The 7821-nt window shown below is 66.6% G+C and carries 6 protein-coding genes and 3 pseudogenes; 4 read left to right on the plus strand and 5 right to left on the minus strand.

Going from position 1 to position 7821, the window contains the following annotated elements; genetic code table 11:
- The 4 genes and pseudogenes from JCM9942_RS07785 to JCM9942_RS07800 all read right to left on the minus strand — a co-directional run.
- Positions 1-652, minus strand: a 652-nt coding sequence (locus JCM9942_RS07785) for a restriction endonuclease (protein WP_256202326.1), incomplete at its 3' end; no start/stop codon positions are given.
- Between the two features lie 69 nt (positions 653-721).
- Positions 722-1489 (minus strand): YggS family pyridoxal phosphate-dependent enzyme, encoded by a 768-nt coding sequence (locus JCM9942_RS07790; RefSeq protein WP_241772739.1) that lies wholly within the window; start codon positions 1487-1489, stop codon positions 722-724.
- A 271-nt stretch (positions 1490-1760) separates the two neighbouring features.
- A pseudogene (locus JCM9942_RS07795) lies at positions 1761-2221 on the minus strand (phasin family protein).
- A gap of 80 nt (positions 2222-2301) precedes the next feature.
- Complete coding sequence (locus tag JCM9942_RS07800; protein ID WP_054658898.1) at positions 2302-2577, minus strand: polyhydroxyalkanoic acid system family protein; 276 nt, start codon at positions 2575-2577, stop codon at positions 2302-2304.
- Between the two features lie 120 nt (positions 2578-2697).
- On the opposite strand from JCM9942_RS07800, the pseudogene JCM9942_RS07805 reads away from it, so the two are divergent.
- The 4 genes and pseudogenes from JCM9942_RS07805 (at position 2698) to aroA (ending at position 7430) form a co-directional block, all read left to right on the plus strand.
- A pseudogene (locus JCM9942_RS07805) lies at positions 2698-3502 on the plus strand (FHA domain-containing protein).
- Positions 3503-3643: 141 nt separating this feature from the next.
- Positions 3644-4729, plus strand: coding sequence for a 3-phosphoserine/phosphohydroxythreonine transaminase (gene serC, locus JCM9942_RS07810; protein WP_054658899.1), 1086 nt, complete (start codon positions 3644-3646; stop codon positions 4727-4729).
- A 54-nt stretch (positions 4730-4783) separates the two neighbouring features.
- Positions 4784-5983, plus strand: a complete 1200-nt coding sequence (gene pheA, locus JCM9942_RS07815; RefSeq protein ID WP_054658900.1) for a prephenate dehydratase — start codon at positions 4784-4786, stop codon at positions 5981-5983.
- A 135-nt stretch (positions 5984-6118) separates the two neighbouring features.
- Positions 6119-7430 (plus strand): annotated as a pseudogene (gene aroA, locus JCM9942_RS07820) (3-phosphoshikimate 1-carboxyvinyltransferase).
- A gap of 84 nt (positions 7431-7514) precedes the next feature.
- Here aroA and JCM9942_RS07825 read toward each other — a convergent pair.
- On the minus strand, positions 7515-7821 hold a 307-nt coding region (locus JCM9942_RS07825), incomplete at its 5' end, for an energy transducer TonB (protein ID WP_157722820.1).

Genomic DNA, 7821 nt, shown 5'->3' on the forward strand with positions numbered 1-7821 from the left:
CGATGACCGGTGCGGCCGGGGCAGGGCCGGCGTCGTTGTGAACAGTGTTGTAGCCCATGCCCGCCAGCAGGCCGAGGGTCAGCGCAGCCAGCGCGGCGATCCCGGTGTGGCGGATCGCCTCACGGCGGGCGATTCCGACCACACTCTGGAGCATCCCCTCGGGCACATAGGACTTGAGCATCTGCCACAGGTTGCGGTCATCGACCACTTCGATGGACTGCTCCGCGGCGGCGGCAAGGCCGTCGCGCTCCACATGGCCCTCGGTGATCAGCACGGCGCCACGGGCGCCGGTCAGGCGCAGCGCAGCGCCCAGTTCGTTGATCGCGCCGGCGCCGATACGGTAGGCGCGGCCATGCTTGCACGACACCAGCCAGCGTTCACCGTTGCGGGTCATCAGAAAGTCGCTGCTGGTGCCGGCGTCGCTGGCTTCTTCGGCAATCGCGTCCTGCATGCTGCGCTGCTCGGCCATCGCATCCCGCACGATCCGCGAGAACTCGCGCCAGCGCATGCCCGCCAATGCGGCCAGACCATGGTTTGCCTCGATCTTCCTGCGCCGGACCAGCCACAGATAGAGCACGGCCAGACCCCAGAGAACCAGTGCGAGTACCAGAGCCAGAATCCACGAGAACATCAACACACCCAGCGACGACACGGACAGAGCCGCAGTTTATAGATGTTTGTGGCCGTAATCGTGCGGCCGGACCGTGCCCGGCGTGGCGGTTCAGCCATGTGCGTCCTGACCGGGCCAGTAGTGGCTGTCAGGCACCGCGCGTGCGCCGAAGATGGCCTGGCCGACCCGCACCACGGTGGCGCCTTCCTCGATGGCGATCTCGAAATCCCCGGACATGCCCATCGACAGCCCGTCCAGCTCCACCCCGGCCGGCGCGGTCTGCCGCAGGCGGTCACGCAGTTCGCGCAGGCGGATGAAACAGGCGCGGACCTGCGCCGCCTCGGCCGAGAACATCGCCAGCGTCATCAGCCCGCGCACGCGCAGCGCACCGAACTGCGGCATCGCCTGCAGGAACCCGTCCACCTGCCCGGGTGGCAGGCCGTACTTGCTGTCCTCATCGGAGCTGTTGACCTGGATGAAGACATCCAGGCTGCGACCTTCCTGTTGCAGGCGACGGTCCAGCGTCTCGGCCAGGCGCAGGCTGTCCAGCGCCTGGAACTCGCTGGCGAACCGGGCCACCAGCTTGGCCTTGTTGGTCTGCAGGTGGCCGATCACCGACCAGCGCAGATCGGCTAGATCCTGCATCGCCTCCCATTTGTGATGGGCTTCCTGCACCTTGTTCTCGCCCAGGAAACGGCAACCGGCGGCATAGGCGCGGCGGATGTGGGCTTCATCGATGGTCTTGCTGACCGGCAGCAGGCGCACGCTTGCCACATCGCGTCCGGCACGCTCGCAGGCGGCGGCGATGCGCGACTGGACCGCGGCCAGGTTGTGGCGGAAATCCTCCACGGTTTCGGCGGTGCGGTAACGGCCATGCAGGTCGTGACGGGTAGGGGTGCTGGACGAGGGGTCCGGACCTGGGGTGTTCAATGGCGGCCTCCTGCTACGGCTGCGCGGCACGACGCCGAATGCAGCGGATCTGGGCGGCCCATTATCGCGGCAATCGCCGGAAAAGACCGGGCAGGAGCGACCTGCGCGAACGGCAGGCACAAAAAACCCGCCATCCGGAGCCGTGTGGGGAGGGAGACATACGGCGCGGTACTGCTGGCGGGTCGGTTGATTCTTGCGCAGCTTTTGCTGCTTTGCAACATCAATGTGATTCAGGATCCGCTTCCGATCGCGAAGACTGGCTTTCGGCCCGCGTCAGCCGGCGGTTCAGTGCGTCCAGGCGGTCGTTGAGCGTCTCGATATCCGAACGGCTGGGAATATCCATGCGCCGCAGCACGCGCTGGACGCGGTCTTCGAAACTCCGCTCGACCCGGTCCCAGGTGCCGGCGGCGCGCTCGCGTGCCTGGTTCAGTGTGGTCTCGACGCTGTCACGCAGGGTTTCGCCACGGTCCGATTGCTGGCGCGACCGCTCCTCCATCGACTCGCCTTCCTTGACCAGTGAATCGAACAGGCTTTTGCTTCATTCTGCGCGCGCGACAAGGCGCCCAGACCGGCCAGCCATATCTGCTGGGCCGATTCGGTAACGCGGCGGGTCAATCGTTCGGCAGGTTCGTGCTGCTCGGGGGTGTCATTTTCTTCAGGGCGAGGTTCGTAAACACTCACGGCATTGCTCCTCGGCAGGGAAACAGATCAGGTTCCTACCGTAGCGATGGCCGTGCGTGCATTGCGTGAGGGCGCCGGGTTCAGCCGAGTTTTTCCGCCAGCACCCGTTGGATCTCCGATTCCACCATGCCCTTCATGGCCGACAGCAGAAAGCCCAGCTCGGCTTTCACCCGCACCGCGCCCGGCAGCAGTTCGATGGCGCCATCAACCCCGGAGCGGACGAAATACAGGGTCTGGCCCTCCCAGCGGGCGGTCACTTCAAAACGCTCTTCCAGCTTCTGGGCGACTTCTGCGATGGCGGTGCGCGCGCCTTCGTCGGACAGGGAATGGGGGTGACGGATATCAATGGTGGACATGGAGAGGCTCCCGGCGGACCGGCGATAAAGACAAGGTGCGGCATTGTGCGGACTGTGGCGACGCAGTCCAAGTCCCGCGACCATCTTCTGCATGTCCGGGTGAACTGATAATCTGCGACAGTGCGCACACTGCAAGTCCACTTCAGCAACCGTCAGCAACCCGATCAGCCTCTGAAGCCGGGCGTGCAGCGTATCGTCCGGCACGCGACCGGCCAGGTCGGCCTCGGGGATGACCGTGTCGGCCCTCTGTTGCTCGCGCAGTTCTGCGTGGACCAGCGCGGGGTCTGGCTGCAGGTGGCCAGTGGCACCCGCGGCATCCATGTCAACGGCCGGCCGGTCCGGCGCATGGCGTTGCTGCGGGCCGGGGATGCGGTCTATGCCGACGGTGCGAGATGCTGTTGCGCGGGGAATGCGAGAGCCGGTGACACACCCGCCCGCGCCACAGGCCGCCAGCGACGAGGACATGCGCGTGCTGCTGCGCGGTGTGGGCGGGCGCTATCACGGCCGCTGCTTCACGCTAGACCAGCCGCGCACGATCGGCAGCGATCCGCACAGCGATATCCTCATCGATGAGCCGGCTTTCGCCGATAGTCATGCGCGGCTGGAGCGCCACGGCGAGAAAGTGCTGTTGCGTGATCTGGGCTCGGCCGAGGGAACCCAGGTCAACGGGGTGACTGTGCGGCATTGCTGGCTGCAGGCCGGCGATCAGCTGGTGTTCGAAGGCAACCACCGGTTTGTGCTTGAAGTGCCGTTGAACCCGCGCATTCCGGCAAGCCACTTTCCGCAAAGCGAGGAGCGCGAGACGGCCGAGCCGGCTGATGCGTCGATGCCGGAGCGGCGCCCGCGGCGCTGGCCGTGGCTGCTGCTCAGTGCGCTGTTGCTGGGTGCCGCGATCAGCGCGCTGCTGCTGTTCGGCGCCCGCTGATTAGGCGGGCTGGCGGTGCGTGAGCTGCATCGCCGGGGCGATCCGGATCGCCGCTGCAGATGCATGCAAATGCAACTTTTTTAGCGTCCCCCAAGCCTGCTGCGCTGCGGCATACTAGGTCTTCAGCCCAGCAGGTGTGATATGACGCGCGCATTCAATTTCAGTGCCGGCCCCGCGACGTTGCCCGAAACGGTTCTGCGCCAGGCGCAGGCGGAAATGTTGGAATGGAACGGCGTGGGCGCGTCCATTGTCGAGATCAGTCACCGCAGCGCCGATTTCATGGCCGTCGCGGCCCAGGCAGATGCCGACCTGCGCACGCTGATCGGCATTCCCGATGACTATGCCGTGCTGTTTCTGGGCGGCGGCGCCACCACCCAGCAGGCGTTGCTGCCGTTGAATTTCGCCGCGCCCGGCCAGCGCGTGGACTATGTGCTTACCGGCCACTGGGGCAAGACCGCGGTGAAGCAGGCCCGGCCCTACGTGGATGTGCACATCGCCGCCAGCAGTGAGGCCGGCGGCTTCCGTGACATTCCGGCGCCGGCGCAGTGGCAGCTGTCCAACGATGCGGCCTACGTGCACATCACCGCCAATGAAACCATCCACGGCGTCGAATTCCGCGACGTCCCGGACGTGGGCGGGGTGCCGCTGATCGCCGATTTCAGTTCCTCGATCGCCTCCGAGCCGATCGACGTGTCGCGTTACGGGGTGATCTATGCCGGTGCGCAGAAGAACCTGGGGCCGGTCGGGATCACGGTGGTCATCATCCGTCGCGACCTGCTCGAGCGCGCCGGCCAGCCGCGCGCGGACATCTTCGACTACCGCTCGCACGTGGCCCGCGACTCGATGCTCAACACGCCGCCGACCTGGAACTGGTACCTGGCGGGGCTGATGTTCAAGTGGATGCTGGCGCAGGGCGGGGTGGAGGCGTTCGCCCGCCTCAGCCAGGCCAAATCGGCGCTCGTGTACGAGGCGATCGACAACTCCGGCGGCTTCTACCGCAACGACGTCGCCGCGGCCGTGCGCTCGCGGATGAACATCCCGTTCTTCCTGCCCGATGACGAACTCAATGCGCGTTTCGTCAGCGAGTCCAAGCGCGCCGGATTGCTCGCGCTGAAAGGTCACAACGCGGTCGGCGGCATCCGCGCCTCGCTGTACAACGCCATGCCGCTGGAAGGCGCACAGGCGCTGGCGGCGTTCATGCGCGACTTCCAGCGGCGCAACGGCTGATTTTTCCCATTCCGCCGGGCGCACAGGCGCCGGCTCGTAACAGACGGTGATTCCATGGCTTCAAAGCCCCGTAAACCGGCAGCAGACGCTGCACCGCGCAGCACCAAGGCCAAGAAAGCTGTTGTCAGCAAGAAGCCCAAAGCACTGAAGAAGGACACGCAGCCGGCCATCGCCGCACCGGTACTGTCGGATGTGCGCGCCAAGATCGACCACATTGACCGCAGCATCCAGGCGCTGATCGCCGAGCGTGCACAGTTCGCCCACCAGGTCGGCAAGGCCAAGGGCAAGCTGGCCGCGGCCGTGGACTACTACCGGCCCGAGCGCGAGGCGCAGGTGCTGCGCATGGTGGTGGACCGCAACGAAGGCCCGCTCAGCGACGAGGTGCTGGTGCATGTCTATCGCGAGATCATGTCGGCCTGCCTTGCCCAGCAGGAGCCGCTGAAGGTCGGTTACCTCGGGCCGGAAGGCACGTTCACCCAGCAGGCGATGCTCAAGCATTTCGGCCGCTCGGCCCTGGGCCTGCCGTTGTCGAGCATCGAGGAGGTGTTCCAGGAAGTGGAAGCCGGCAATGCCGACTTTGGCGTGGTGCCGGTGGAGAATTCCGGGCAGGGCACGATCCAGATCACCCTGGACATGTTCCTGACTTCCAACCTGAAGATCTGTGGCGAGGTCGAGCTGCGCGTGCAGCAGTACCTGATGTCGCGCACGGGCCGGCTGGAGGACATCGAGCGCATCTATGCCCACCCGCAGGCGTTCATGCAGACCTCGTCGTGGTTGCGCGCCAATCTGCCGAAGGTGGAAAAGCTGCCGGTGTCGAGCAACGCCGAGGGCGCGCGCCGTGCGCGCAACGCCGATGACGCCGCGGCAATCGGTGGCGAGAGCGCCATCCATGCCTATGGACTGAAGAAGGTCGTCACCAAACCGATCCAGAACGATGCCGACAACACCACCCGGTTCCTGGTGATCGGCCGCCAGATCTTCCCGTCCTCCGGCCACGACCGTACCTCGGTGCTGGTCTACATCCACGACAAGCCCGGCGCGCTGTTCGATGTGCTCAGCCCGTTCGCCCGCCACGGCATCAGCATGAACCGCATCGAATCGCGGCCCTCGCATCAGGCCAAGTGGGAGTACGGCTTCTTCATCGACCTGGCCGGCCATGTCGAGGATCCGGCGATGCAGGCCGCGCTGGCGGAGCTGCAGACCCATTCGGCGCAGATCAAGGTGCTCGGCTCCTATCCGGTGGCCGTGCCCTGACCGATGCCATCGGTGGCGCCCTGCTGGCGGCAGCTCCGCCGGCAGCTATGCCGCCCTCCCTTTCGTTCTGATGGCCGGGAATTCCGGCTTTGATTGGCCCGCGCACTGGCGCGGGCGGCTACCACAGGAAGCAGCATGACCGATTCTCTGTACTGGATTGCACGCAAAGGCTCGGCCCTGCAGGGCACGCTGGATATTCCCGGCGACAAGTCGGTCTCGCACCGGGCGGTGATGTTTGCCGCATTGGCGGACGGTGTCTCGCATATCGATGGCTTTCTCGAAGGCGAGGACACCCGCGCCACCGCCTCGATCTTTGCGCAGATGGGGGTGCGTTTTGAAACCCCGTCGCCCTCGCAGCGCATCGTGCATGGCGTGGGCGTGGATGGCCTGAAGGCGCCCCGGGGTGAGCTGGATTGCGGCAACGCCGGCACCGGCATGCGCCTGCTGGCGGGTCTGCTGGCCGGGCAGCCGTTTGACTCCACGCTGGTGGGCGATGCGTCGCTGTCCAAGCGGCCGATGCGTCGGGTGACCGGGCCGCTGGCACAGATGGGCGCACGTATCGACACGCAGGCCGATGGCACGCCGCCGCTGCACATCCATGGCGGGCAGACCCTGCACGGCATCGACTACGAGCTGCCTGTGGCCAGCGCCCAGGTGAAGTCGGCGGTGCTACTTGCCGGCCTGTATGCGCAGGGCGAGACCTCGGTGGTCGAGCCGCATCCCACCCGCGACTACACCGAGCGCATGCTGCGCGCGTTCGGCGTCGAGATCGCGTTCTCCCCGGGCAGCGCGCCTGCGCGGCGGTCAGCGGTTGCGCGCGACCGATATCGCGGTCCCGGCGGACTTCTCCTCCTCGGCGTTCTTCATCGTCGCCGCCAGCATCATTCCGGGCTCCCAGGTGCGGCTGCGCTCGGTCGGACTCAATCCGCGCCGTACCGGTCTGCTGACAGCGTTGCGCCTGATGGGCGCGGACATCACCGAGGAGAACCATGCCGAGCATGGCGGCGAGCCGGTGGCGGATCTGGTGGTGCGTTACGCGCCGCTGCAGGGCGCGGAGATTCCCGAGTCGGTGGTGCCGGACATGATCGACGAGTTCCCTGCGCTGTTTGTCGCCGCAGCGGCGGCCTCCGGCCAGACCGTGGTGCGCGGCGCCGCCGAGCTGCGGGTCAAGGAATCGGATCGTCTGGCGGCGATGGCCACCGGCCTGCGCTCACTGGGCCTGCGCGTGGATGAAACCGAGGATGGCGCCACGATCCACGGTGGCCCGTTGGGCAGCGGCACGATCGAAAGCCACGGCGATCACCGCATCTCGATGGCCTTTGCCATTGCCGGCCAGCTCAGTACCGGGGAGGTCCGGATCAACGATGTAGCCAACGTGGCGACCTCTTTCCCGGGTTTTGACGAGCTTGCCAGCGGTGCCGGCTTCGGGCTGAGCGTTCTGTCCTGAGGTCATCTGGAATCCAGGCCGCACTGGCAACGGTGCGGCTTGGGCACAAGCAGGATCCGGGCGGCATCGGCCAGAGCGCGCGGCTTACTGCGCGGGCTTGAAATCGAAGGGAATCTCCAGGGTTCCCTGCATCGGCTGCCCGTTGCTCTGCGCCGGCTGGAAACGCCAGTTGCGCACGGCGTCCAAGGCGGCGCGATCCAGATCACGCGAGCCGCTGCGCTGGATGATCTTCACATCCAGCGGCACACCGCGCGTATCGACCACCGCCTGCACCACGACCGTCCCGCTGTCGCCGCGACGCAGCGCTGCGGGCGGGTAGGTCGGGGCTGGACTCTGATCCGGCAGCGGCACGGGCCGGTCGGTCGGCGTGTCCGCAACTGGGGCAGGGGCC

Source organism: Stenotrophomonas pictorum JCM 9942, assembly GCF_001310775.1.
GTDB classification, from domain to species: domain Bacteria; phylum Pseudomonadota; class Gammaproteobacteria; order Xanthomonadales; family Xanthomonadaceae; genus Stenotrophomonas; species Stenotrophomonas pictorum.